Annotated in this window: 22 protein-coding genes; 15 read left to right on the top strand and 7 right to left on the bottom strand. The window is 71.7% G+C overall.

Annotated elements, in window-relative coordinates; translation table 11 throughout:
• Window positions 1-146: 146 nt before the first annotated feature.
• Complete coding sequence (locus IL992_RS07155) at window positions 147-2999, top strand: glycosyltransferase (protein ID WP_193202512.1); 2853 nt, start codon at window positions 147-149, stop codon at window positions 2997-2999.
• Window positions 2996-4450, top strand: coding sequence for a DUF5719 family protein (locus IL992_RS07160; protein WP_193202513.1), 1455 nt, complete (start codon window positions 2996-2998; stop codon window positions 4448-4450). Before IL992_RS07155 ends, IL992_RS07160 begins: the two co-directional genes overlap by 4 nt.
• A gap of 17 nt (window positions 4451-4467) precedes the next feature.
• Here IL992_RS07160 and IL992_RS07165 read toward each other — a convergent pair whose 3' ends face one another.
• Window positions 4468-4935, bottom strand: a complete 468-nt coding sequence (locus IL992_RS07165; protein ID WP_079313295.1) for a metallopeptidase family protein — start codon at window positions 4933-4935, stop codon at window positions 4468-4470.
• A 166-nt stretch (window positions 4936-5101) separates the two neighbouring features.
• Here IL992_RS07165 and IL992_RS07170 point away from each other — a divergent pair, with 166 nt between their 5' ends.
• The 7 genes from IL992_RS07170 (at window position 5102) to IL992_RS07200 (ending at window position 11391) form a co-directional block, all read left to right on the top strand.
• Window positions 5102-5467 carry a DUF3499 domain-containing protein gene (locus IL992_RS07170; protein ID WP_030509365.1) on the top strand — a complete coding sequence of 122 codons (366 nt, stop codon included), beginning with the start codon at window positions 5102-5104 and terminating at the stop codon, window positions 5465-5467.
• A gap of 105 nt (window positions 5468-5572) precedes the next feature.
• On the top strand, window positions 5573-6928 hold the full coding sequence (locus IL992_RS07175) for a phosphomannomutase/phosphoglucomutase (protein WP_193202514.1): 1356 nt from the start codon (window positions 5573-5575) through the stop codon (window positions 6926-6928).
• Window positions 6929-6932: 4 nt separating this feature from the next.
• The gene (locus IL992_RS07180; RefSeq protein WP_076432865.1) at window positions 6933-7106 is read left to right on the top strand and encodes a Trm112 family protein; all 174 of its coding nucleotides are present in this window, start codon (window positions 6933-6935) and stop codon (window positions 7104-7106) included.
• 40 nt (window positions 7107-7146) lie between these two features.
• Entirely contained in the window at window positions 7147-8301 is a 1155-nt protein-coding gene (locus IL992_RS07185; RefSeq protein ID WP_193202515.1) for an SIS domain-containing protein, read from the top strand.
• 34 nt (window positions 8302-8335) lie between these two features.
• Window positions 8336-9277 carry a cation diffusion facilitator family transporter gene (locus IL992_RS07190; RefSeq protein ID WP_193202516.1) on the top strand — a complete coding sequence of 314 codons (942 nt, stop codon included), beginning with the start codon at window positions 8336-8338 and terminating at the stop codon, window positions 9275-9277.
• Window positions 9278-9406: 129 nt separating this feature from the next.
• A complete protein-coding gene (locus IL992_RS07195) occupies window positions 9407-10000 on the top strand; it encodes a DUF6230 family protein (RefSeq protein WP_142561559.1) in 594 nt (197 codons plus the stop codon).
• Between the two features lie 11 nt (window positions 10001-10011).
• Window positions 10012-11391 (top strand): DUF6114 domain-containing protein, encoded by a 1380-nt coding sequence (locus IL992_RS07200; protein ID WP_193202517.1) that lies wholly within the window; start codon window positions 10012-10014, stop codon window positions 11389-11391.
• A 46-nt stretch (window positions 11392-11437) separates the two neighbouring features.
• On the opposite strand, the gene IL992_RS07205 is transcribed toward IL992_RS07200, so the two are convergent.
• Window positions 11438-11770, bottom strand: coding sequence for a MerR family transcriptional regulator (locus tag IL992_RS07205; RefSeq protein ID WP_193202518.1), 333 nt, complete (start codon window positions 11768-11770; stop codon window positions 11438-11440).
• Between the two features lie 167 nt (window positions 11771-11937).
• Between IL992_RS07205 and ahcY the strand changes: the two genes are divergently transcribed.
• Window positions 11938-13365: an adenosylhomocysteinase gene (ahcY, locus tag IL992_RS07210; protein ID WP_193202519.1), complete on the top strand. Its 1428-nt coding sequence runs from the start codon at window positions 11938-11940 to the stop codon at window positions 13363-13365.
• 58 nt (window positions 13366-13423) lie between these two features.
• Window positions 13424-14668 (top strand): adenosylhomocysteinase, encoded by a 1245-nt coding sequence (locus IL992_RS07215; protein WP_319018397.1) that lies wholly within the window; start codon window positions 13424-13426, stop codon window positions 14666-14668.
• Here the strand turns inward: IL992_RS07215 and IL992_RS07220 are convergent.
• On the bottom strand, window positions 14619-16121 hold the full coding sequence (locus IL992_RS07220; protein ID WP_193202520.1) for a DUF1349 domain-containing protein: 1503 nt from the start codon (window positions 16119-16121) through the stop codon (window positions 14619-14621). The genes IL992_RS07215 and IL992_RS07220 overlap by 50 nt on opposite strands.
• An 85-nt stretch (window positions 16122-16206) precedes the next feature.
• Here IL992_RS07220 and IL992_RS07225 point away from each other — a divergent pair, with 85 nt between their 5' ends.
• On the top strand, window positions 16207-17370 hold the full coding sequence (locus tag IL992_RS07225; protein ID WP_319018398.1) for a sensor histidine kinase: 1164 nt from the start codon (window positions 16207-16209) through the stop codon (window positions 17368-17370).
• Window positions 17367-18023 carry a response regulator transcription factor gene (locus IL992_RS07230; protein ID WP_193202521.1) on the top strand — a complete coding sequence of 219 codons (657 nt, stop codon included), beginning with the start codon at window positions 17367-17369 and terminating at the stop codon, window positions 18021-18023. The genes IL992_RS07225 and IL992_RS07230 overlap by 4 nt, the downstream gene beginning before the upstream one ends.
• Window positions 18024-18032: 9 nt before the next feature.
• On the opposite strand, the gene IL992_RS07235 is transcribed toward IL992_RS07230, so the two are convergent.
• Both IL992_RS07235 and IL992_RS07240 read right to left on the bottom strand, forming a co-directional pair.
• Window positions 18033-18449, bottom strand: a complete 417-nt coding sequence (locus IL992_RS07235) for a nuclear transport factor 2 family protein (protein WP_193202522.1) — start codon at window positions 18447-18449, stop codon at window positions 18033-18035.
• A gap of 63 nt (window positions 18450-18512) precedes the next feature.
• Window positions 18513-19163, bottom strand: coding sequence for a DUF305 domain-containing protein (locus tag IL992_RS07240; protein WP_319018399.1), 651 nt, complete (start codon window positions 19161-19163; stop codon window positions 18513-18515).
• A gap of 172 nt (window positions 19164-19335) precedes the next feature.
• Here IL992_RS07240 and IL992_RS07245 point away from each other — a divergent pair, with 172 nt between their 5' ends.
• Complete coding sequence (locus IL992_RS07245; protein WP_193202523.1) at window positions 19336-20754, top strand: LVIVD repeat-containing protein; 1419 nt, start codon at window positions 19336-19338, stop codon at window positions 20752-20754.
• Between the two features lie 156 nt (window positions 20755-20910).
• On the opposite strand, the gene IL992_RS07250 is transcribed toward IL992_RS07245, so the two are convergent.
• The gene (locus IL992_RS07250; RefSeq protein ID WP_319018400.1) at window positions 20911-21816 is read right to left on the bottom strand and encodes an RDD family protein; all 906 of its coding nucleotides are present in this window, start codon (window positions 21814-21816) and stop codon (window positions 20911-20913) included.
• A gap of 40 nt (window positions 21817-21856) precedes the next feature.
• Between IL992_RS07250 and IL992_RS07255 the strand changes: the two genes are divergently transcribed.
• Window positions 21857-22849, top strand: a complete 993-nt coding sequence (locus IL992_RS07255) for a stage II sporulation protein M (RefSeq protein WP_193202525.1) — start codon at window positions 21857-21859, stop codon at window positions 22847-22849.
• 16 nt (window positions 22850-22865) lie between these two features.
• Here the strand turns inward: IL992_RS07255 and IL992_RS07260 are convergent, their stop codons facing one another.
• The gene (locus IL992_RS07260; protein ID WP_193202526.1) at window positions 22866-24206 is read right to left on the bottom strand and encodes a DUF58 domain-containing protein; all 1341 of its coding nucleotides are present in this window, start codon (window positions 24204-24206) and stop codon (window positions 22866-22868) included.
• Window positions 24207-24212 lie beyond the last annotated feature (6 nt).

Here is a 24212-nt window from a genome sequence, read left to right on the forward strand (position 1 = left end):
GTGGACGGGGCCGTGCGCTCGGCGCGCGGCCCCGCACTCATGTCTGGGTTGCTGCTGACATCCTGTTTCGCCTGGATGTGATCGGGTGAGTCCGGGTTGCCGTATCGTGGTCGGCGCTCAGCCGTACGACCCCCCTAGGACTCGACGTGCACTCGGTGACCGCGATCGTCGTCGCCCACGACGGCGCCCGCTGGCTCAAGGAGACGCTGGCGGCGGTGCTGCGCCAGACCCGGCCTCTCGACCGTGTCGTCGGCGTCGACAACGGCAGCCGTGACGGCAGCGGAAAGCTGCTGACCGAGGCGTTCGGCTCGGGCAACGTGCTGACTCTGCCCCGGTCCACCGGGTTCGGCGAGGCCGTCCACGAGGTGCTGCGGCGGCTGCCGCCCGCGCCCGGGCAGGAATGGGTCTGGCTGCTCCACGACGACTGCGCGCCCGACGCGCACGCGCTGCAGGCCCTGTTGTGGGCCGCCGAGCAGGATCCCAAGGCCGCCATCCTCGGCCCGAAGCTGCGCGACTGGCTCGACCGGCGGGTGCTGCTCGAGATGGGCGTGACCGTCAGCAGGTCGGGACGGCGCGACACCGGCCTGGAGCCGAGGGAGTACGACCAGGGCCAGCACGACGGGATCGCCGACGTCCTGTCGGTGTCCACGGCCGGCATGCTCATCCGCAGGGACGTCTGGGACGAGTTGTCCGGCCTCGACACCGCGCTGCCGCTGTTCCGCGACGACCTCGACCTGTGCTGGCGGGCCCGTACGGCCGGACACCGCGTGCTGAACGTGAGTGACGCGGTGGCCTGGCACGCCGAGGCGTCCGCGCGGCGGCGCCGCAGGATCGCCACCAGCGAGGAGCATCCGCGCAGGCTCGACCGGCGCAACGGGCTGTTCGTCCTGATGGCGAACCTGCCGTTCGGCGCGCTCGTGCGGTCGGTGTTGCGCAACGTCTTCGGGTCCGCGCTGCGGGCCCTGCTGTTCCTGCTGGCCAAGCAGCCGGCCAACGCCCTGGACGAACTGGCCGCGCTCGGCTCGGTCATGGGCCACCCCATGCGCCTGCGGCGGGCCCGCAAGGCCAGGAAGAAGGGCAGGAAGCAGGGCTGGCCCGCGATCCGGCGCAAGCTCACCCCGCCGGGCGCCGCGCTGCGGCGGCTGGCCGACATGGTGCAGGGCTTCCTCGCCGGAGCCGGCCCGGTGGACTCGGCGGGCCGCCACCACGCGGCCGCGGACCGCGCCCAGGAGGACGACGGCGACGAACTGCTGACCGACTCGGGCGGCGTCCAGCGCGTGTTCAGCAGTCCCGGCGTGGTGCTCTGCCTGATCCTGGTGGTGATCACGCTGGCGGCCGAAAGGGCGCTGCTGCCCGGGCTCCTGTCCTCCGACGGGCATCTGGGAGGCGGCGCTCTGGTGCCGGTCACCGGGGGCGCGTCCGACCTGTGGCGGCTCTACATCGAGGACCACCACGCCGCCGGGCTCGGCTCGCAGACCTGGGCTCCGCCGTACGTCGCCGTACTGGCCGGGCTGTCGGCGGTCGCGTTGGGCAAGACATGGCTGGCCGTGGCCGTGGTGCTGCTCGGCTGCGTGCCGCTGGCCGGGATCTCGGCGTACGCGGCGACCAAGCGGATGATCTCGTACACGCCCGCGCGGGTCTGGCTGGCCGCCACCTACGCCCTGCTGCCGGTCACGACGGGCGCGGTGGCGGGCGGGCGGCTCGGCACCGCGATCGTGATCGTGCTGCTGCCCGTCTACGCGGCGCTCGCCACGCGGGTGATCGCCGGGTCGCGGCGGGCGGCCTGGGGCTTCGGCCTGCTCCTGACCGTGGGCACGGCCTTCGTCCCCCTCGTGTACGTGCTGGTGGCGATCCTCGGCGGGCTCGCCGCGGTGTCGTTCGGCGGCATCCGCAGGGGCGTCAGGCGGTCGCTCGTGATCGGCCTCGGCACCCCGGTCGTCCTGCTGTTCCCGTGGCTGGTCCAGATCGTCAGGGAGCCGGGCCGCATCCTGCTCGAATCCGGCCTTCACGATGGGCGCCTCACCGCCCCCCGGCTCGGCGCCGACTCCCTGCTCATGCTGAGCCCCGGCGGGCCGGGCGCGCCGCCCGTGTGGGCGACGGCGGGCCTGATCGCGGTCGCGCTGGCCGCGCTGCTGCTGCGGCGTCACCAGATGATCGTCGCCATCGGCTGGGGCGTCATGCTCTTCGGGTTGCTGGTGGCGATCGTGGTCAGCCGGATCAACGACGCGGCGTGGCCGGGGGTGCCGCTGGCGTTCGCGGCGACGGGCCTGCTGGTGGCCGCGGGGCACCAGGCGCACCGGATCGCCGAGTTCCGCGCCGCGGGCGGGCTGCGCCGCCTGGGCGCGATGCTGATCGTCGTGGTCGCCTTCGCGACCCCGCTCGCCGCCGCCGCGCTGTGGGTGACCAGAGGCGCGGACGACCCGCTGCGCAGCGACCTGAGCGACCCGGTGCCGGTGCTCGCCGAACTCCAGTCGGAGCCCGGCGAGGGCACGCTGCTGCTGCGCCCCAGGGACGGTGTGGTGGGCTACACGCTGATGCGCGGCCAGGGCCCGCTGATCGGCGAGTCCGACCTCGAATCGCCCCGGGAGGCGACCGGCCGTTTCACGACCGCGGTCGCCGGGCTCGCCTCGGGCCGGGGCAGCACGTACGTCCAGACGCTCGCGTCGTCCGGGGTCCGCTTCGTGACCGTGCCGGGCCCCGTCGACCCCGCCCTGCAACGGGCGCTCGACTCGCAGCCCGCCCTGGTCAGGGTGAGCCTCTCGGAGACGGGCGGGCTGTGGCGCGTGGCCGGCCAGGTGACGGTGCCCCCGCGGCCGGCGACCGCGGGCGCGCTGCATCGGGGCTGGCTGTGGGCCCAGGGCGCGCTGCTCGTGCTCGTGCTGATCCTGGCCTCGCCCGGGGCCCGTACCAAGGAGCCGGAGGGCGACTACGCCGACGTGCCCGTCGAGGAGGGGCCGCGGGGCCGCCGCCGAGCAAAGGAAGATCGGGTGCCCGCGTGAGGAGACTGATCGAGAACCGCTTCGGCCTGCTCGCCCTGGTGCTGGTCGCGCTGGGCGCGTTGTACGGCGTCGCCTTCGTCAGCCGGCCCGCGCCGGCCGCTCAGGTGCGTCCGCAGGCCGTCAAGGCGCCGGTGGAGTCGGTGGCCGCCGTGTGCCCGGCGCCGTCCGGCAGCCGGGTGAGCGTGGTCACTCCCGCCCAACAGCAGCAGAACCAGGGGCAGGGGAGCGCCACCCTGTCGGCGATCAAGGCGCCGGAGGAGAAGAGCGGCGGCAAGGACGACGTGATCGACCGGCCGGGCCTGCTGTGGCAGCGCGAGATCGCCCCCGGGGGCGGCCCCCTCGTGGTCGACGCCACCGGTTCGATGGCCGCCGGGCTGGAGAGCGCCCAGACCGCCAGGGAGACGTCGGGCACCCAGCGGGGGCTCGCCGGGGTGCGGTGCGTCGAGCCGGGCGCCGAGACCTGGTTCGTCGGGCCCGGGCCCGCCGCGGCGGAGATGACGCTCTACCTCGCCAATCCCGACTCGGCTCCGGCCAACGTCTCGTTCATGGTCTATTCCGGGGAAGGCCCCGTGCTGAGCGAGCGCGGCAACGGCGTCGTCGTCAAGCCCGGCCAGCACCGCGTGATCCGGCTGCGTGACCTCGCGCCCTCCCCGCTGATCATGGCCCTGCAGGTGAGCACCCGCAGCGGCCGGGTGGCCGCCGCGGTGAAGGCCGTGCTGGGTGAGGGCAGGGGCGTCGACTGGCTGCCCGTCGCCGCCGCCCCCGCCACCCGGGTCGTCGTCCCCGGCATCCCCGGCACCGCCGGGCAGCGGGAGCTGTACGTCGCCACGCCGGGAGACCGGGACACGGTCGTGCGGATCAGGGCAGTGCTGGAGGACGGTTCCTACGCGCTGAAGAACAAGGAGACGATCGAGGTGCCGGCCGCTTCGGCGGCCTCGCTCGACCTGTCCACCGGCATCGGCGGGCAGCCGGCCGCGCTGGTGCTGGAGTCCGACGTCCCGATCGTGGCGGGCCTGAAGATCACCGGAACGGGGACCAGGCAGGACGTCGCCTTCACGGCCGGCGCCGCCTCCGTCGACCTCGGCAGCGTCGTCGCGGACGGCCGGGCGGAAGGCAAGCAGACCTCCTGGCTGGTGCTGTCGGCGCCCTTCGCCGCGGCCACCGTGGAGGTTCGGCTGGTGCCCTCGAAGGGCGAGGCGCCGGCCCCGGTCGAGGTGAAGCTGCCCGCCGCCCGCACCAAGGAGCTCAGGCTCGCGCCGCCGAAGGGAAGCAAGGGCGGCTTCAGCGTGGTCGTACGGCCGATGCCGGGCTCGGGGCCCGTGTACGGCGGGCGCGTTCTCGACGAGGCGGCCAAGGACGGCCAGCTGGTGACCGCGCAGCCGCTGGCCATGGCCAGGACCTGGGCTCTGGTGCCCCCGACCGTCGACTCGCCGGGCGCCGTGCTGCCGTAGGGCCTCGGTGCCGGTCGTCAGTGCCGGTCGTCGTAGCCGGGGTCGATCGTCTCCGGCGTGAGGCCGAGCAGGCTGGCCACCTGCTCGACGACCACGTCCAGGACCAGCGTGCCGAGCTGGTCGCGGTCGCGGGCCCGGGCCTCCAGCGGGCGGCGGTACAGCACGACGGAGGCGGGCTCGTCCCCCGAGGCCGACTCCGCCCGTCCCAGCGGGATCGGGTCGGAGGACAGCCGGGCGGGCCCGTCCACCAGCTCCGCGGCCGGCGGCACCTCCTCGACCGCGAACTCGACCGACGCGAGCTGGGTGCCCCACCGCGGCTTGAGCCGGTCGACCGCGTCGAGCACCAGGTCGTCGAACCGCTCGCCGCGGGACTTGGCGATGGGCACGTGCGAGGGCGCGAGGGGGCCGCGCATGCCGCGGCCGTGCCGGTCACGCCGGCGCACCCGCCGCCCTCGATCCGGCCTGTCGCCGCTCCGATCGCTCACGCAGCCAGCTTAGAGCGCCTTCCGCCGGTGCGGTGGGTCCGGCGGGTCGTGTCCGCTTTGCCCACCAACGTCATGTCGACTTCAGAGATCGCTGAATTGTGGCGACACGTTCAATAAGAGCGGCGGGGTGGTGGCAATGTGAACGCGGACCGGATACGGTCCCTCCGTGAGCCCCGTCCGCAGCTGTTCCCGTACCGCCTGCAGGCAGCCTGCCGTCTTCACACTCACGTATGTCTACGCCGACTCGACCGCCGTACTCGGCCCCCTGGCGACGTACGTCGAGCCACACTGTTACGACCTGTGCGCGGAGCACGCGGAACGGCTCACCGCGCCCAGGGGGTGGGAGGTCGTGCGCCTCCCGTCCGAGTCCGTCGCCCCGAGCGGGGACGACCTGGAGGCCCTGGCGAACGCGGTCCGCGAGGCCGCGCGTCCCGCTCCCGCCGCCGGCGAACCCGTCGGCCAGGCGGTCGAGGTGGGCCGCCGAGGTCACCTGCGGGTGCTCAAGTCCGCCCAGCCCAACAGGGAGCGATGACACCCCGCGATGAGATCGCACGCGGCGCGTTGAAGGGCTCATTGTGTGGGCAATCAGGCGCTATAGGCTCAGGTGCGAAGACTTAACGACTTTTAGGGGCGTGCAGTGGCCGACCTCAGCAGGATCTTCAAGGCGTACGACGTGCGCGGCGTGGTGCCGGACGAACTCGACGAGGAGATCGCACAGGCCGTCGGGGCGGCCTTCGTCGAGCTGACCGGTGCGTCCTCGGTGGTGATGGCGCACGACATGCGCACCTCGTCCGGCCCGCTGGCCGCGGCGTTCGCGCGTGGCGCCACCTCCCGTGGCGCCGACGTGATCAACGCCGGGCTCGGCTCGACCGACATGCTCTACTACGCCAGCGGCAGCCTCAACCTGCCGGGCGTCATGTTCACCGCGAGCCACAACCCGGCCAAGTACAACGGCATGAAGATGTGCCGGGCGGGCGCCGTACCGGTGGGCACCGACACCGGCCTGCTGCAGATCCGCGACCGGGCGGCCGAACTGCTCGAGGCGGGACTGGGGGGCGACCCCGGCAAGGGCACGGTGACCGAGCGGAACCTGCTCGAGGGCTATGCCGCCCACCTGAAGACGCTGGTCGACCTGTCGGGCATCCGGCCGCTGAAGGTGGTCGTGGACGCCGGCAACGGCATGGGCGGCTACACCGTCCCGGAGGTCTTCAAGGGCCTGCCGATCGAGCTGACCCCGCTCTACTTCGAGCTCGACGGCAGCTTCCCCAACCACGAGGCCAACCCGATCGAGCCGGAGAACCTGCGCGACCTGCAGAAGGCGGTCGTCTCGCAGGGCGCGGACATCGGCATCGCCTTCGACGGCGACGCCGACCGGTGCTGGGTCATCGACGAGCGTGGCGAGTCGGTCTCGCCGTCCACCATCACGGCGCTGGTCGCGGTGCGGGAGCTGGCCAAGAACCCCGGCGCCACGATCATCCACAACCTGATCACCTCCAAGGGCGTGCCGGAGATCGTCAGCGAGCACGGCGGCAAGCCCGTTCGCACCCGCGTCGGCCACTCGTTCATCAAGGCGGAGATGGCCCGCACCGGCGCCGTCTTCGGCGGCGAGCACTCGGCCCACTACTACTTCCGCGACTTCTGGTTCGCCGACTCGGGCATGCTGGCCGCACTGCACGTGCTCGCCGCGCTGGGCGAGCAGGACCGGCCGCTGTCGGAGGTGCTGTCCCGGTACTCGCGCTATGCCGCGTCCGGGGAGATCAACAGCAGGGTCGAAGACCAGGCCGGCGCCCTGGCCCGGGTACGCGAGACCTTCGCGGGCCGGGAGGGTGTTACCTTCGACGAGCTGGACGGACTCACCGTCAGCGGTCCGGACTGGTGGTTCAACCTGCGTCCGTCCAACACCGAGCCGCTGCTCCGGCTCAACGCGGAGGCCGGCGACGAGGAGAAGGTCGCCGAAGTCCGGGATGAAGTGCTCGCCGTGGTAAGGAGCTGACGAGTTGAAGATCGACGACTGGCTGCTGGACATCCTCGCCTGCCCGGCGTGCAAGTCCCCGCTCCGCGCCGTGCCCGACGCGGACGAGCTGGCCTGCACCTCGGAGTCGTGCGGGCTGGTCTACCCGGTGCGTGACGACATCCCGGTCCTCCTCGTCGACGAGGCCCGCAAGGCATGAGCGAGCGACGTAACGCCGAGCCGCCAGGCGAGGGCGTGGCATGAGTGGTGCCGGAGGGGCCCGGTTCGAGCCCGGCCGGCTCGACGACCAGGCATACCTGGTGGAGGGCGACCCCTCCGGCATGCTCCGCTCGGTCGCGTCGTCGGCCGCCCAGGTGCGGGCGGCGTACCGATCGGCGGTGGAGAACGGCGTGGCGCGGGTCGGCCGGGACGGCCGCCCCCGCGCGATCGTCGTGGCGGGCATGGGTGCCTCCGCTCTCGTGGGCGACGTGCTCGAGGCGCTGTGCCGCTACGGCGCCCCGGTCCCGGTGGTGACGGTGCGCGGCCACCGGCTGCCCGGCTGGGTCGGCGCCGCCGACCTCGTCATCGCGATCTCCCGCTCCGGCAGGACCGAGGAGACCGTCGCCGTGACCGCCGAGGCCGTACGGCGCGGGTGCGCGCTCGCCGGCGTGGGCGCGCCCGACACGCCGCTGTCGGCCCTGGTAGAGCGGGCGGGCGGGCCGTACGTGCCGGTGGGCGGGGTGACCGGGGTGGCCGGGCAGCCGAGGGCCACGCTGTGGTCGCTCATGGTGCCGCCGATCCTGGCGGCGGCCGCGCTCGGGCTGGTCTCGGCCGGGGAGAGCGAGTTCGAGTCGGTGGCCAAGCGGCTGGAGGACCTGGCCCATCGGTGCCGCCCGTCGAGCGAGTCGTTCATCAACCCCGGCAAGACGCTGGCGATGGAACTGGCCGGGACGCTTCCGGTCATCTGGGGCACCTCGCCGCTGGCCGCGGTGGCGGCCCACCGCCTGGCCGGCCGGCTGAGCGAGGACGCGGGCTATCCCGCGGTCTGGGGGGAGCTGCCCGAGGCCGCCCACAACCAGATCGTGACGTTCGACGGCCCCCTCGCCGGGCGGGACATCTTCGCCGACCCGTTCGCCGACGAGCCGGGGGAGGGCCCGCGCCTGCGCCTGCTGCTGCTGCGCGACGTGGAGGAGCACACTCAGGTCACCAGGTCCCGCACGGTGGCCGTACGGCTGGCCGAGGATCGGGGGGTTCCGGTGTCCGAGATCCTGGCCGAGGGCGTGCACCCGCTGGACCGGTTCGCCGCCCTGGTCGGCCTGTGCGACTACGCGAGTGTCTACCTCGCTCTCGGGTACGGGATGGACCCGGCGTCGGCCGCGGCGGCAACGGAACTCCAGGCCAGGATTTCCCAATAGGATCGCCTCGGCCGATTGAATTGAGGAGTTCATCGTGAGTGCGGGTGGCGGTACCAAGGCGATCCTCGCGGCGCTCGGCGCCAATCTGGCGATCGCTGTGGCGAAGTTCGTGGCGTTCCTGTTCACCGGGTCGTCGTCGATGCTCGCCGAGTCGGTCCACTCCGTGGCCGACTCCGGCAACCAGGCGCTGCTGATACTCGGCGGCAAGCGCGCCGCCAAGGGAAGAACCCGCAAGCACCCCTTCGGCTACGGCCGGGAGCGCTACTTCTACGCGTTCGTCGTCGCCGTCGTGCTGTTCACGATCGGCGCCCTGTTCTCCCTGTACGAGGGCTGGCACAAGATCGCCGACCCGCAGCCCGTGGAGTCGCCGATCTGGGCCTTCGCGGTGCTGATCTTCGCGATCGTCGCCGAGGGCTTCTCGTTCCGTACGGCCATCAAGGAGTCGAGCGCGCTCAAGGGCGACCACTCCTGGGTGGCGTTCATCCGCCGGGCCAAGGCCCCCGAGCTTCCGGTCGTGCTGCTGGAGGACTTCGGCGCGCTGCTCGGTCTGGTCTTCGCGTTGTTCGGCGTGACGATGGCCGTGGTCACCGGCAACGGCATCTGGGACGGTGTGGGCAGCCTCGTCATCGGCCTGCTGCTCGCGGTGATCGCGGTCATCCTGGCCGCCGAGACCAAGTCGCTGCTGATCGGCGAGAGCGCGACGCCCGAGGTCGAGGACAAGATCTGCGCCGCCCTGGAGTCCGCGCCCGAGGTCAGCCGGGTCATCCACCTGCGCACCCTGCACCTCGGCCCGGAGGAGCTGCTGGTCGCCGCGAAGATCGCGGTGGAGCACGACGACACCGCCGGCGAGGTGGCACGGGGCATCGACGAGGCCGAACGGCGCATCCGCGAGGCGGTTCCGATGGCCCGGGTCATCTACCTGGAGCCGGACCTCTACCGGGCGGACGCCGCCTCGGGGCAGCGTACCGGCGCATAACCCTCGTTACGGGCAGCCGTTTTTCACTGCGCACCGTAATTGAAATGTGATGCACAGTCACTTCAGTGCTGGCGGTACCGGTCGGTAACTTTACCCTTACATTACGACTGGTTACCCCGGAGGTGACTCATGATTCAGGGACGCGTGCGGTGGAAACGATTCGCCCTCGTCTTCGTGCCCGCGCTCGCGGTCGCCTCCGTGCTGGTCGGCGCGACCGCCGAGGGGGCGATCGGCGCGTCGTTCGTGGTCTCGGGTGACACGTTCAAGGTCTCCGCGGACACGCTGCAGGGCCAGGGCTTCGTGCAGTACGGCAGCACGGTCGAGAACAAGAAGGGCCAGAAGATCCCGGTCGCCGTCTCCGGCATCCGGAAGGCCACCCTGACCAACATGTGCCAGACGGTGCTGGTGAAGTCGCCCGTCGGCGCCGTGACCATCCGGATCACCGCCGGCACGGGCAAGGACCCGGTGACCGCCGAGAACATGATCGTCGATGCCACCCAGATCGAGGGCAACGCGGTCTTCACGAAGCTGGAGGCGGGCCGCGACGCGAGCTCCCTCGACCAGGTGCCGGACGGCCAGGGCGCGGCGGGCATGTTCGGCCAGCAGGCCGCCGGGGTCACCATCAAGGACTTCCGGCAGGTCTCCTGGGCGGTCAACGCGGCCACGTTCAAGCTGCCGGGGCTGAAACTGGCCGTGGAGCCGGGCGAGCACGAGTGCTTCTGATGGAGCGGCAGGTGAAATGGCGGCGGTCGCGGCCGTTCTGGGGCGGCCTGCTGGTGCTCGCGGCCGGCCTGGAACTGCTGAGCATCCCGTTCGCGACGCAGGCCCTGCCGCTCGTCATCCAGTCGGGCACGGTGGGCGCCACCTACCTGATCGCGCTGGTGCTGATCATCCTGGGCCTGATGATCTGGCTCCAGCCCGGCCAGCGGGCCTTCCTCGGCGTGGTCGCCGTACTGGTCTCGATCGCGTCGTTCGTCTACGCCAACCTGGGCGGCTTCCTGATCGGCATGCTGCTCGGCCTGGTCGGAGGCGCGCTCGCGGTCGCCTGGGCGCCCGCGGAGACCACCGAGGCCGGCGCGGCGCCGATCGAGCCCGCCGCGCCGCCCGTGCTGTCGGAAGGGGGAATCACCTTCACCGAGCGCCGGGTGGTCAGCGGCGACGAGCGCCTGGAGGCCACCCGGCCGCAGCGGCCCGCCGAACCCGCGGACGAGGCTCCGCGCATCCTGGTCGCCCGCGTCCGCCGCGACACCGATCCCGCCGCCGAAGAACCCGGCGACGGCCCCGGCGACGGCTCCGACGACTCCGGTGAGAGCTCCGGCGAGGGCCGCGATGACGGGGGTGTCCGCCCGGACGGCGGCGGGCGCGGAGACACGGGTCCGGGCCCCGCGGCCAAGGCGCTGGCCATCGCGGTGCTGCCCGTCATCCTGGCGGCCGGGACGGGCATGGCCCGGGAGGACCCGGGAACGGGCGGACAGGGCGGCTCCCTCCTGCCCGGCGTCGTCCCGAGCGCCGTTCCCGGCGGCCTGTCCGACGTCCTCGGCGGCGTCCTGCCCAGCGCGGTCCCTTCGGCCCTGCCCACGGGGCTGCCCACGGACCTGAAGGACGCCGTGGGGTCGCTCACCGGCAGGAAGAGTCCCTCGCCGTCGCCGGGGGAGGCCGGCCAGGACGAGCCGGGGGGCTCCTCCACGAAGGGAGCGGTGACGGTCGCGACCGAGACGGCGGCCGTCCGCGCGCCCTCGCTGACCATGACCGGGATGAAGTTCACCGGCGTGGTCGAGATGCCCACCGCGACCGGCACGGTCAAGATGCTCCGCTTCACCATGGACAAGGCCGTGCTGGAGCAGCCCCAGCAGACGATGGGCCCGACGACGCTGACCGGCAGCACGTTCACCTTCGAGGGCAACGTGGTGATCTGCACGACGAAGATGACCGCCAAGCTTCTCGGCGTGCCGCAGGAGTTCACGGCGGATCACCCGAACCTCCTGGTCAGAGCACTCAAACTGGTGCCGTCGCTGAACGTCCCGCTGACGATGACCGACATCGTCAGCGAGCAGCCGTACGTCACGGCCGACTCCCTGCGGGCGGACGACCTCCACCTCGTGGTCGGCGCCTGACTTCCGAGCGCCTGACTTCCGAGCGCCTGACTTCCGAGCGCCTGACTCACCGGTGCCGTAGCAGCCGCAGGGCCTTCTCCTTCTCGAAGTCCAGCGCCCGGCGCGGCGCCTGGATACGTCCGATGCGCAGGCCGAGGTCGCGTACGGCCTGGGCCACCGCGGGCTCGGACAGCGCACGGAGCGCGAAGGCCAGTTCGGCCGGCGAGACGTCGAACCGCCGCTCCAGCTCCATCGCCTGGCGCACCGCCTCCAGCTCGTCGGGCCCGAAGCGCCGATGGGCGCCCTTGTCCCGCACGGGCGGCAGCAGGCCGAGAGCCTCCCGATAGCGCAACATCCGCGGGGACATGCCGAGCCGCCTGGCCGCCTCGGTGATGCGCATCGTGCCTCCGGTCCCCGTTCCTGGGTCCACGCTAGACAGTCCAGCGGCCCTCCGGCACCCATCGGCGATGGAATCTCACATTCTTGTGTCAGGTTTGCGGGCCTCCGTATGCGTTCCTGCGTCCGCGACGCCTAAACTCGCACCGACGGACAACGGAGGAGACACTCATGGACTTCAAGGTCGCCGACCTTTCGCTTGCGGAATTCGGCCGCAAAGAGATCCGCCTCGCGGAGCACGAGATGCCGGGCCTCATGGCGACCCGCAAGGAATACGCCGCGGCTCAGCCGCTGCGCGGCGCGAAGATCATGGGCTCGCTGCACATGACGATCCAGACCGCCGTGCTGATCGAGACGCTGGTCGCGCTCGGCGCCGACGTCCGCTGGGTGAGCTGCAACATCTTCTCCACCCAGGACCACGCCGCCGCCGCGGTCGTCGTCGGCCCGGACGGCACGGTGGACAACCCCTCCGGTGTCCCGGTCTTCGCCTGGAAGGGCGAGACGCTCGAGGAGTACTGGTGGTGCACCGAGCAGGCCCTCCGCTGGCCCGACGGTTCCGGCCCGAACATGATCCTGGACGACGGCGGCGACGCCACGCTGCTCGTGCACAAGGGTGTGGAGTTCGAGAAGGCCGGCGCCGTGCCGGTCGCCGGTGAGGACGACCCCGAGGAGTGGGCGGTCATCCTCGACACGCTCCGCCGTACGGTCTCCGAGGACAAGTGGTGGACCCGCGTGGCCGAGGGCATCAAGGGCGTCACCGAGGAGACCACGACCGGCGTGCACCGCCTCTACGAGATGCACAAGTCCGGCACGCTCCTGTTCCCGGCGATCAACGTCAACGACTCGGTGACCAAGTCGAAGTTCGACAACAAGTACGGCTGCCGCCACTCGGTGATCGACGGCCTCAACCGCGCCACCGACGTGCTGATCGGCGGCAAGGTCGCCGTGGTCTGCGGCTACGGCGACGTGGGCAAGGGCTGCGCCGACGCGCTGCGCGGCCAGGGCGCCCGGGTCATCGTCACCGAGATCGACCCGATCTGCGCGCTCCAGGCCGCCATGGACGGCTTCCAGGTCACCACCCTGGAGGAGGTCGTCGGCATCGCGGACATCTTCGTCACCTGCACCGGCAACTACGGCATCATCAGCGCCGAGCACATGTCGCAGATGAAGCACCAGGCGATCGTGTCCAACATCGGCCACTTCGACAACGAGATCGACATGGCCGGCCTGGGCCGCATCCCGGGAATCAAGAAGGTCAACATCAAGCCGCAGGTCGACGAGTGGGTGTTCCCCGACGGGCACTCGATCATCGTGCTCGCCGAGGGCCGCCTGATGAACCTCGGCTGCGCCACCGGCCACCCGTCGTTCGTCATGTCGAACTCGTTCACCAACCAGGTGATCGCCCAGATCGAGCTGTTCACGAAGACCGACGACTACCCGGTCGGCGTGTACGTGCTGCCCAAGCACCTCGACGAGAAGGTCGCCCGCCTCCACCTCGACGCGCTCGGCGTGAAGCTGACCAAGCTCAGCAAGAAGCAGGCGGAGTACATCGGCGTCGACGTCGAGGGCCCGTACAAGCCGGACCACTACCGCTACTGATGGCTAGCGTGACGGGGGCGCGGGCCCGGCCCGCGCCCCTCGTCAGGAGGCAGACGGCGTGATTCAGCCGGACATCGCGGAGGCCGGGGAGCGGCGCATCGAGTGGGCGGCCCGGTCGATGCCGGTCCTCCAGGCGATCGGCGCCGGTTTCGGCGCCGACCGGCCGCTCGACGGCCTGCGCATCGCCGCCTGCATGCACGTGACCGCCGAGACGGCGGTGCTCCTCGGGGCGCTGCGGGAGGGCGGCGCCCAGATCGCCCTGGCCGCGTCCAACCCCCTGTCCACGCAGGACGACGTCGCCGAGGCACTGAGAACGTACGGCATCGCCGTGCACGCCCGCGCCGGGGTGGACAAGGCGACCTACTACCGGCACATCCACCAGGCGCTCGACATCGCGCCGAACGTCGTGCTCGACGACGGATGCGACCTCGTCAACACCCTGCACACCGAGCGGGTCGAACTCCTCGACGGCGTGATCGGCGGCTGTGAGGAGACCACGACCGGGATCATCCGGCTGCGCCAGATGGCCTCGGAGAACGCGCTGCGCTTCCCGATGGTCGCGGTGAACGACACCCGGACCAAGCGGATGTTCGACAACCGTTACGGCACCGGCCAGTCGACGCTCGACGGCATCATGCGGGCCACCAACGTCCTGCTGGCGGGCCGCACCGTGGTCGTCGCGGGCTTCGGCTTCTGCGGCCGGGGCGTCGCGGAGCGGGCCAAGGGCCTCGGCGCACGGGTCATCGTCACCGAGATCGACCCGGTCAAGGCCCTCGACGCCGCCCTGCAGGGCTACGACGTACGGCCGATGAGCCTGGCCGCCGAGACCGGCGACGTGTTCGTGACCGTCACCGGCAACCGTGATGTCATCCGCGCCGAGCACCTGGCCGTCATGAAGGACGGCGCGATCCTCGCGAACGCGGGCCACTTCGACGTCGAGATCGACGTACGGGCACTGGAGGAGATGGCGCGCGAGGTGCGCTTCGGGATCCGGCCCAACACCGACGAGTACGTCCTGGAAGACGGCCGCAGGCTGCTGCTGCTCGCCGAGGGGCGCCTGGTGAACCTGACCGCCGCCGAGGGCCACCCGGCCGCGGTGATGGACATGTCGTTCTCGGCCCAGGCGCTCGCCGTCGCGTGGCTGGTCCGGGAGTCGGTCCGGCTGGCGCCCGGCGTGTACGACGTCCCGGCCGACATCGACGCCGAGGTGGCCCGCTTGAAGCTCGCCGCCGCCGGGATCTCGATCGACGCGCTCACCGACGTGCAGGAGGAGTATCTCCACTCCTGGCGCCTCGGGTCCTGAGGTTCACGGCCGGCCACACGACCGCCAGCGTGTACGCGCACAACACGGCCAAGCCGGCCCAGCCGGGGAGCGGGAAATACCCGGCGGACGGCGCGTAGTGGGCGACCACCTGCGGATACTCCACTGCCGTCTGCTGTACGGCGAAGCCCGCGGCCGGGGTGAGCCGCAGCAGCCATTGCGACACCACGTCGGGCAGGAACGGGAACGCGGTCACCGCGTAGGGCACGGCGACGAGCGACAGCGCGAGGGTGATCGCCGCCCAGCCGCGCCGCAGCAGGACGCCCAGCCCGTACGCCAGGACGGCGCAGAGGGCGAGCACCGCCGCGGTCCCGACGACGACCCGGACGCCGGTCAGCGGGGAAACCGGCTGCACGGGGACGCCGTTGCCGCTCAGGATCGCGACGCCGACCGGCAGGACCACGCCGACGGCGGTGAGTCCGGTCACGAAGGTTGCGGCGCCGACCACCACGGCTCGGGCGGCCAGAACCGGGTGCGACACCGCCGTGTCCGGCCGGGCGCCGAACCGGGCGGCCAGGACGATGACGATGATCGACATGATCACCAGACCGGACAGCGTCCTCTCGACGGTGCCGGTGCCCTCGCTTCCGCTCGGGCCGATGTCACCGGTCCCACTCACGGTGATGACGCCGTCCTTCTCGACCGCGCCAGAGGCGTTGTGGTACTTCTCCCAGTCGGTGTGGTTCATCTCACCGACGGCTTCGCTGCGCCACGCACCGGCGGACGCGCCTGCCACGGTGACGTGGTCGAAGACACCGGTGGCCTGCGTGAAGCGGCTCTCCTCGACCGCTCCGCCGAATCCGACCTTCCGTAGTGTGAGGTCGCCGGGGGACGTGGCGAACAGCCCGACCTGCGCCGTCGCCGGGAGACCGGCCAGTCTCACCGTTCCGACGGTGTGCCAGCGCAGGCCGTCGGCCGACTGTGAACCGGTGACGGTGTCGCCGGACCGCGTCAGGCGCAACCAGCGCGGGAACCGCGGCGTGAGGCCGCCCTCACCCGCGGCGATGTCGTGCCGGAAGTCGTACTGCATCCGCACGCCGTGCCTGCCGGTCATCATGAGCGCCGCGTAGGAGGAGCCCTGCCGGACGCCGTCCTTGATGATGATCCCGGCCTTCGCCCACGGCACCAGGCCGGAGACGATCTGGTCGTGGCCGGGCGGAGGATAGGTGATCGTGCCGGTCATGGAGGTCATCCGCACGGTGATGGTGCCCTCCGGGCCGAGGTCGCGGTGCAGGAACCAGAACCGGTCGCCGACGATCGAGCCGTCCGCGGCGGTCGGATCGGCCGGGCAGGGCCCCTCGCAGGACGACCGGCTTCCGAAGGCGTAGAGCAGGCCGGCGGCGATCACGATGAGGGCCGCCACGGCGAGGGCGATCAGCCGGGCGGGGCGGCGGAAGGCCGTCCATTCCCGGTGAAGGAGTTCTCCTGTGAGCATGCGGTCGTTTTACGGGCGCGGGCCTAACACCGCCCGAACCGCCTCTGTCACGCCGTTGTTAGGTCCGGCCGGGCATCCTGGAGACGTGATCAGGCTGCGCGACGGGAGCGTGGGACTCCGGTTCACGATCTTGTACACCGGAGTGTTCCTCATGTCCGGGATCGGGCTGCTGGCCCTCACCTTCCTGCTCGCCGGCGGGGGAGGGGCCAGCGCCCCCGCCGGCCGGCAACCGCCCGCAGGCGGCAGGCTGGGCGAGATGCACCAGCAGGTTCGCCATCTGCAGGAGCAACTGGCCGAGGTGAACGCGCAGCACTCCCGGCAGCTGCTGGTCGGATCCCTGCTCGCGCTGACGGTGATGGCGGTCGTCTCCGTGCTGGTCGGCCGGGTGCTCGCCCGCCGGGTGCTGCGCCCACTGCGGGTGATCACCGAGGCGACCCGGCGCATCTCCGCCGACAACCTGGACCAGCGGCTCGGCGTCAGCGGGCCGGCGGACGAGGTGAAGGACCTGGCCGACACCATCGACGGCCTGTTGGGGCGGCTGGAGGCGTCTTTCGCCGCCCAGCGCCGGTTCGTCGCCAACGCGTCGCACGAGTTGCGGACCCCGTTGGCGACCATGCGGGCGTCGGTGGACGTCGCGGTGGCCAAGCCCGGCGTGGCGCCGCAGACGCTCGCTTTGGGCGACCGACTCCGTACGCAGCTGGACCGAGTGGATCAGCTGCTCGACGGCTTCCTCGTGCTGGCCCGGGCGCGGCACGGCGCGCTGGCCGGCGCTGCCGAGGTCGACGTGGCCCGATTGGTCGCGCAGGCGGTGAGTGACCGCAGCGCCGGGATCGCGGCGAGACGGCTGAGCGTGACCGAGGATCTGCGGGACGGCATGCCCATCCGGGGCGATGCCGCCCTGCTCTCCCGGATGGTGGGGAACGTGGTCGACAACGCCGTGGTGCACAACGAGGAGGACGGCTGGATTCGCGTCGAGACCTTCCGGGAGGGCACCGAGGTCCGGCTCGTCGTGCAGACCGGCGGACGCGTCCTCGACCAGCGGGACGTGGACCGCCTCGCCCAGCCCTTCGAGCGGCTCGGCGTGGACCGAACCGGATCCGAGAACGGCTCCGGCCTCGGGCTGTCCATCGTGGCGGCGATCGCGGCGGCTCACGGCGGGCGGCTCGAACTGCTCGCCCGGCCGGAGGGCGGCCTGCGAGTGTCGATCGCGCTGCCGTACGTCCCGGTCCCGGCCGAGGTGCGGTCGTGAGGATCCTGGTCGTCGAGGACGCGCGGTCGCTCGCCGAGGTCGTCGCCGAGGGCCTGCGCGATCAGGGGATGGCCGTCGACATCAGTTACGACGGGCTGTCCGCAGCCGCCAAGCTCGACCTCACGGCGTACGACGTGGTGGTCCTGGACCGCGACCTGCCCGGCCTGCACGGCGACACGCTGTGCCAGATGATCGTCGACCGGCCGGACCGCCCGATGGTGCTGATGCTGACCGCGGCCGGGACACCCGACGACCGCGTCAGTGGTCTGACCCTCGGCGCGGACGACTACCTCGCCAAGCCGTTCCACTTCCCGGAGCTGATCCTGCGTATCCAGGCCCTGGCCCGCCGCAAGCCGGACGCGCATCCGCCGACCCTGCGCGCCGCCGGGATCGAGCTGGACCCGGTGCGCCGGACCGCGGTGCGCGACGGCCGGCAACTGAACCTTTCCGTGAAGGAGTTCGCCCTGCTGCAGGCGCTGATGCGGGCGAGTCCCGGCTTCCTCAGCACGGAGGCTCTGCTGGAGCGGGTCTGGGACGAGAACGCGGATCCGTTCACCAACACGGTGACGGTGACGATGGGGCGGCTGCGCCGCAAGCTCGGCGAGCCACCGGTCATCACGACGACACCGGGCGTGGGGTATCGGCTCGCCTGAGCCCTGCCGTCAGGTACCGAGAGCTCGCGCGACAGTGAGGCTGTCCTCGTAGATGTGGTAGCGGGTGACGAGCCCGTCTTCGACGGTGAGGTGCAGCGCGAAAGGCGAGGCGTAGGCGGTGCCCCCGGCCCGGACCGTCTGCGCGATCTCTCCGAGCACGACGGCGTGCGTCCCGTCGACCAGGATCCACGTCACCGACGTGCCGTTCCGTTCTGGCACATGGTGGGCCTCCAGTGACCGGAAATGGTCTGCCACCTCGGCCCGGCTGGACCGAGGCCGGATCCAGGGAACCGCCGGATGCCCCTCGGCGGGCCAGGAGAGCCGCCAGTCGACGGGCTCGGCGAACAGTTCCGCGGTACGGTCGTGATCACCCTCCGCCATCCGGCGCAGCAACTCTTCCACGACGTCATAGGTGTCGCTCCTCATGCCGCAACCCTCGCGGACCGAGGCGTAGTGCGTCGATTACCGGTGAGGTAAGCGCGGGGAAGATCAGGTCCCCTGCATCTCGCGCATCCGCCGGATCTCGGCGGTCTGCTCGGCGATCACGTCCGTGGCCCACTGCTCGACGGTGAGGTGGGAGCCCTCGGTGAGCACCCGGGTGGCCATCGTGATCGCGCCCTCGTGGTGGGCGACCATCATCTGGAGGAACAGGCTGTCGAACTCGGCGCCGGACGCCGCCCTGAGCGCGGTCATCTGCTCCGGGGTGGCCATGCCCGGCATGTCCTGGTGGTCCGCGTGGTGGTCGGGCCGAGGGAGGCGCTCCTGCTCCAGCCAGGTCGTCATGCCCCGGATCTCCGGCTCCTGCACGTCATGGATGCGGGCCGCGAGCGCCTTCAGCTTGGCGGAGGAGGCCCGTGAGGGCGCCAGGGCCGCCATGTCCAGCGCCTGCCGGTGATGGACGATCATGTCCTGGACGTACCGCACGTCGGCCGCGTTGATCGTGGGGGAGGGGACCGCGGTGGCGGCCTCGGCGGGGCTGAGGGTCCTGGCCTCCTCACCCGGCCGGCCAGGCGCGATCACGGGGGCGGTCGAGACGGGAGCACTCCCGCGTACGTCCTCGGAGCAGGCGGTCAGGAGGAACGCGGCACCGGTCATGAGGACGAGTGCCACCCGCACCCTGTTTCCCTGTGCGACCCGCACCCTGCCTCCCTGTCACGGAGCGTATAGAGATCACGACGCTAACCCGGCAGGAGTAATAGGTCAAAGGGCGATATGTGCCAGTTTTCTTGACAGACTGACAACTAGCGGGGCGTCAATGTCAAAGGTGACGATCTGATCATTTATCTCCCCTTTATATGAGGAGGACAGCGAGTTGTTCACCTTACGCCGCAGCGGTCGTGCGCTGGCCGTGGCAGGAGCGGCGGTCGTCCTGGCTCTGTCCGCGGGCCCCGCACAGGCCGCCGACGTGCTGGCCCCGGGCGAGATCGCGATGAGCGCGAACGTCACGCACGTCGCGAACGTGCCCACCCCGGCCGCCCTGGCCGGCACGATCAACACCGACATCGCCTTCCAGGGCGACTACGCCTACGTCGGCAACTACGGCGGCTTCACGATCTTCGACATCAAGCACCCGCAGAAGCCACAGGTGGTCAGCTCCGTCGTGTGCCCCGGCTCACAGATGGACATGTCCGTCTACGGCGACCTGCTGATCGGCTCCGTCGACTCCTCCCGCAACAACGACTCGTGCTCCAGCACGGCTCAGCCGGCGTCCGAAAAGGCGTCGTGGGAGGGCCTTCGCATCTTCGACGTCAGCGACAAGTCGAACCCGAAGTACATCAAGTCGGTGGAGACGAACTGCGGGTCCCACACCCACACGCTCGTGCCGGACAAGACCGGTGAGAACGTCTACGTCTACGTCTCCTCCTACGCACCGCTGGCGACCTTCCCCGACTGCCAGCCGCCGCACGACCTGATCTCGATCGTCAAGGTGCCGCTCAAGAACCCCACCGCGGCGTCCGTCGTCGCGACGCCGGTGCTGTTCCCGGACGGCGGCAACCCCGGCGAGCCGGGCAAGCAGTACCCGTACCGCACGTCGGCGACGGAGGGCTGCCACGACATCACCGCCTACCCCGAGAAGGGCCTGGCGGCCGGCGCGTGCATGGGCGACGGCATCCTGATGGACATCCGTGATCCGGAGCACCCGAAGGTTCTCGACGTCGTCCGCGACGACGAGAACTTCGCCTTCTGGCACTCGGCGACGTTCAACAACGACGGCACCAAGGTGGTCTTCACCGACGAGCTCGGCGGCGGCTCCCGGGCCACCTGCAACGAGGCGATCGGCCCGAACCGCGGCGCCGACGCCATCTACGACATCGCCCCCGGCAACAAGCTCACCTTCAAGAGCTACTTCAAGATCGGTCGCTATCAGGCGGACACCGAGAACTGCGTCGCGCACAACGGCTCGCTGATCCCGGTCAAGGGCCGCGACATCATGGTGCAGGCGTGGTACCAGGGCGGCGTCTCGATCTGGGACTTCACCGACTCGGCCCACCCGCAGGAGATCGGCTACTTCGAGCGCGGCCCGTGGTCGCAGCCGCTGAGCGGCGGCTTCTGGTCGGCCTACTACTACAACGGCTACATCTACGGCAGCGACTTCAACTTGGGACTCGACGTCCTGAAGATCAACGACTCGCGTACGAACCAGGCTAACAGCGTGAAGATGGACATCCTCAACGTGCAGAGCCAGGGCTCGTACCGTGAGCACGGCGAGGGTGTGCCTGGCGGCCACTGAAAGCCTGAGTGACCCGTCCGGCGAGTGATGCGAGGAGGCGGGCATCTCCGGTGCGGCCTCTCCCTCAACGCACCGGCGATGCCCGCCTCAACCCCACTGCAGGTATGCCCCATGACCTGCAATGACCACAGGTGCCCCGCAAATCGGGCTCTACACCTAAACCGGAGGAACAAATCCTCCCGATGTCGTCGGAGCCTCTCCGCGCGGCGGTCCCGCCTCCCTCGGCGGAGGCGGCGCGGGCGGCGCCGGCAGGCGGTGCCCCTGCGCGCCGTACCCCTGCACGCCGTACCCCTGCGGGCCGTACGGCGGGGGCGTGGAACGGGCCCGGGCGAGCCGCATCTCCTCACGGCGCCTGCGTTCGGCCAGCACGGCGGCCAGATAGGCGTACGGCGGAACGCCGGGCGGGGGCGGCGGCGCCACCTGCGCGCTGATCTGCCCGGCCACGCGCAGCCCCATCTCCTCGCGCATCCGCGGGCTGAGCTGGTGCCACCGGGACAGGTACTGCCGGGCGGTGTTGGCCAGGTCGTCGGACAGCCCGGACAGCTCCAGCGTCGCGGCCCACGACGCGAGCGGCGGAGGCATCTCCGGCGGCGGGGCCTGCTGCGGCGAACGCTCCCCGATGACGGTCGTCCCGGCGAACACGTCCCCGAGGCGCTTGCCGCGCTGGTTGAGGAGCGACGTGATGAGCGCGGGGGCGCCGAAGAACGTCCAGAACTCCAGGAACCCGGCGAGCCCGCGAAACAGCGCCTGCCGGAAGCGCTCCGGCCCGCCGTCGTCGCTCACCACGCGCAGGCCGAGGGCGAGCTTGCCCAGCGAACGGCCCCTGGTGATCGTCTCGAACGCGACCGGATAGCCCACCGTGACCAGCACGACGAACAGGATGAGCAGCCCGGTGGCCAGCGACTCGTCGGTCACCAGGGACGCCTGCGCGACCAGCACGACGGCCAGGATGATCACGGCCCACTGGACGGCCCAGTCGATGAGGAAGGCCAGGGCGCGGCTGGGGAGCTGGGCGACGCGAACCTCTACGACGACCGCCTCGCCGGTCACGACTTCGGACACACTGCGCACCCTACTGTGTGCCGCCGATAGGGTCCGATCCGTGGACATCGATGCGTTCGTCGCCGCGAGCAAGCCGTCCTGGGACCGGCTGGACGACCTCGTGCGGCGGCAGCGCAGGCTGCGCGGCGCGGAGGTCGACGAGCTGGTCGAGCTCTACCAGCGGGCGGCGACCCACCTGTCCATCGTGCGGTCGGGGTCGTCCGACGCCCTTCTCGTCGGACGCCTGTCGTCGCTGGTGGCGAGGGCGCGCGCGGCCGTCACCGGCGCCCACAGCCCGGCCTGGCGGGAGGTCGCCCGGTTCTTCACGGTGTCGTTCCCGGTGGTGGCCTACCGGGCGCGCCGGTGGTGGGTCGGCGCCACGGTGGCCTCACTCGTGGTCGCGTACGTCGTGGGCGTGTGGGTGGCGCGCGACCCCGCAGTGCAGAGCCTCATCGGCACACCCGAGGACATCCGCCAGATCGTCGAGCACGATTTCGCCGACTACTACTCGGAGAACCCGGCGGCGTCGTTCGCCGGCCACGTGTGGCTGAACAACGCCTGGCTGTCCATGCAGGTCGTGGTCTCCGCGATCCTGCTCGGCCTGCCCATCCCCTGGATCCTGTGGCAGAACGCGGCCAACGTCGGGCTCATGGGCGGCCTGATGCACTCGCACGGCAAGGCGGACGTGTTCTGGGGCCTGATCCTGCCGCACGGCATGCTGGAGCTGACCGCGGTCTTCCTGGCGGCGGGCGCCGGGCTGCGCCTCGGCTGGACCGTCGTCGACCCCGGGCCGAGGCGGCGCGCGGAGGCGCTGGCCGAGCAGGGCAGGGCCGTGATGAGCGTCGCGCTCGGCCTGGTCGTGGTGCTGCTCGTCTCCGGGCTCATCGAGGCGGGGGTCACCCCGTCGGGCCTGCCGACCTGGGCGCGCATCTCGATCGGGGCGCTCGCGGAGGCGCTCTTCCTCGCGTACGTGATCGTCTTCGGCCGCCGGGCGGAACGCGCGAACGAGTCGGGGGACATCGAGCACGCCCCCGACCTCGCCCCGACCGCCTGAGACCACCGCGTAAGACTCAGAGCCGGCCGGCGGCCTTCAGAGCGAGATATGTGTCGGCGAGCGCCGGGGCGACGTCCTCGGGCAGGGCGTCCACGACCTCCACGCCGTGGCGGCGCAGCACCGCGGTGATCTCGCGTCGCTCGCCGCGCAGCCGCTCGGCCGCCGCGGCGTCGTAGACGGCCTCGGCGGTGCCGCGCCCGGCCGCCATGCCGGCCACCCGCGGATCGGCGACCGAGGCCACCAGGACCATGTGCCGGGACGACAGTCCGGGCAGCACGGGCAGCAGGCCCTCCTCCATGGCCGTGGCGTTCAAATCGGTCAGCAGCACCACCAGGCAGCGCCGCCTTGCCCTGGACAGCACGGCCGCCACCATCCCGGCGGCGTCGGCCTCGACCAGCTCCGCCTCGATCGGCGCCATCGCGTCCACCAGCGACGACAGCAGTTCCGTCCGCGACGCGCCGGACACCTGGGCCCGTACGGCCCGGTCGTAGGCGAGGAAGTCCACGCGATCGCCGGCCCGCGCGGCGAGCGCGGCCAGCAGCAGCGCGGCGTCCATCGACCAGTCCAGCCGCGGCCAGCCGGAGAGCCGGTCACCGCCGACCTGTGCCACACCGACCGGGGCCACGCCGACCCGGCCCGCCGAGGTGCGGCCCGTGTCGAGCACGATCAGCACGCGGCGGTCGCGCTCCGGCCGCCAGGTGCGCACGACGACGTCGCTGCGCCGGGCGCTCGCCCGCCAGTCGATCGAGCGGACGTCGTCGCCCACGACGTACTCGCGCAGCGAGTCGAACTCGGTGCCCTGGCCGCGCACCAGCGCGGGGTGCCGTCCGTCGAGCTCGCGCAGCCGGGCCAGCCGCGCCGGCAGGTGCCTGCGGCTGAGGAACGGCGGCAGCACCCGGACGGTCCACGGCACGTGGAACGTCCGCTGCCGCGCCGCCAGGCCCAGCGGCCCGACCGAGCGGACGGTCACGGCGACGGCCTCCCGGTCGCCCCTGCGGGTGGGCGTCAGCGTCGTGACCAGGCGCCGTCGCTCGCGGGCCGGCACGTCGAGCGTCACCCGCCGCGCGGCGGCCCCGGCCGAGGGCTGCCAGGCGTCGCGAAGCACGCCCCGGACCCGCCGCGGGCCCGGGTTGTCCACGACGAGGCCGATCGCCGCCGACTGCCCGAGCCGCACCCGCCGTTCGCCGTCGCGCTGGAACCGCAGCCCGCGCACACCGCCCGCGAGCAGCAGGTCGGCCGCCACGAGCATGGCGAGCACGAGCACGGCGGCCAGCACGACCAGGCCGGGCTCGGGGGCGAGGAGCACGACGATCGCGGCGAGGGCGGCGAGCAGTGCCGCGCGTCCGGTCAGCGCCACGCGGCC

This window comes from Microbispora sitophila, from assembly GCF_014892245.1.
GTDB lineage: Bacteria > Actinomycetota > Actinomycetes > Streptosporangiales > Streptosporangiaceae > Microbispora > Microbispora siamensis.

Bases quoted from the DNA above. Each gene is read 5' to 3' on its own strand.
- IL992_RS07185 (WP_193202515.1), top strand. From the start codon at position 7,147: ATGAGTGGTGCCGGAGGGGCCCGGTTCGAGCCCGGCCGGCTCGACGAC.
- IL992_RS07195 (WP_142561559.1), top strand. From the start codon at position 9,407: ATGATTCAGGGACGCGTGCGGTGGAAACGATTCGCCCTCGTCTTCGTG.
- IL992_RS07205 (WP_193202518.1), bottom strand. From the start codon at position 11,770: ATGCGCATCACCGAGGCGGCCAGGCGGCTCGGCATGTCCCCGCGGATG.
- ahcY (WP_193202519.1), top strand. From the start codon at position 11,938: ATGGACTTCAAGGTCGCCGACCTTTCGCTTGCGGAATTCGGCCGCAAA.
- IL992_RS07220 (WP_193202520.1), bottom strand. From the start codon at position 16,121: ATGCTCACAGGAGAACTCCTTCACCGGGAATGGACGGCCTTCCGCCGC.
- IL992_RS07235 (WP_193202522.1), bottom strand. From the start codon at position 18,449: ATGAGGAGCGACACCTATGACGTCGTGGAAGAGTTGCTGCGCCGGATG.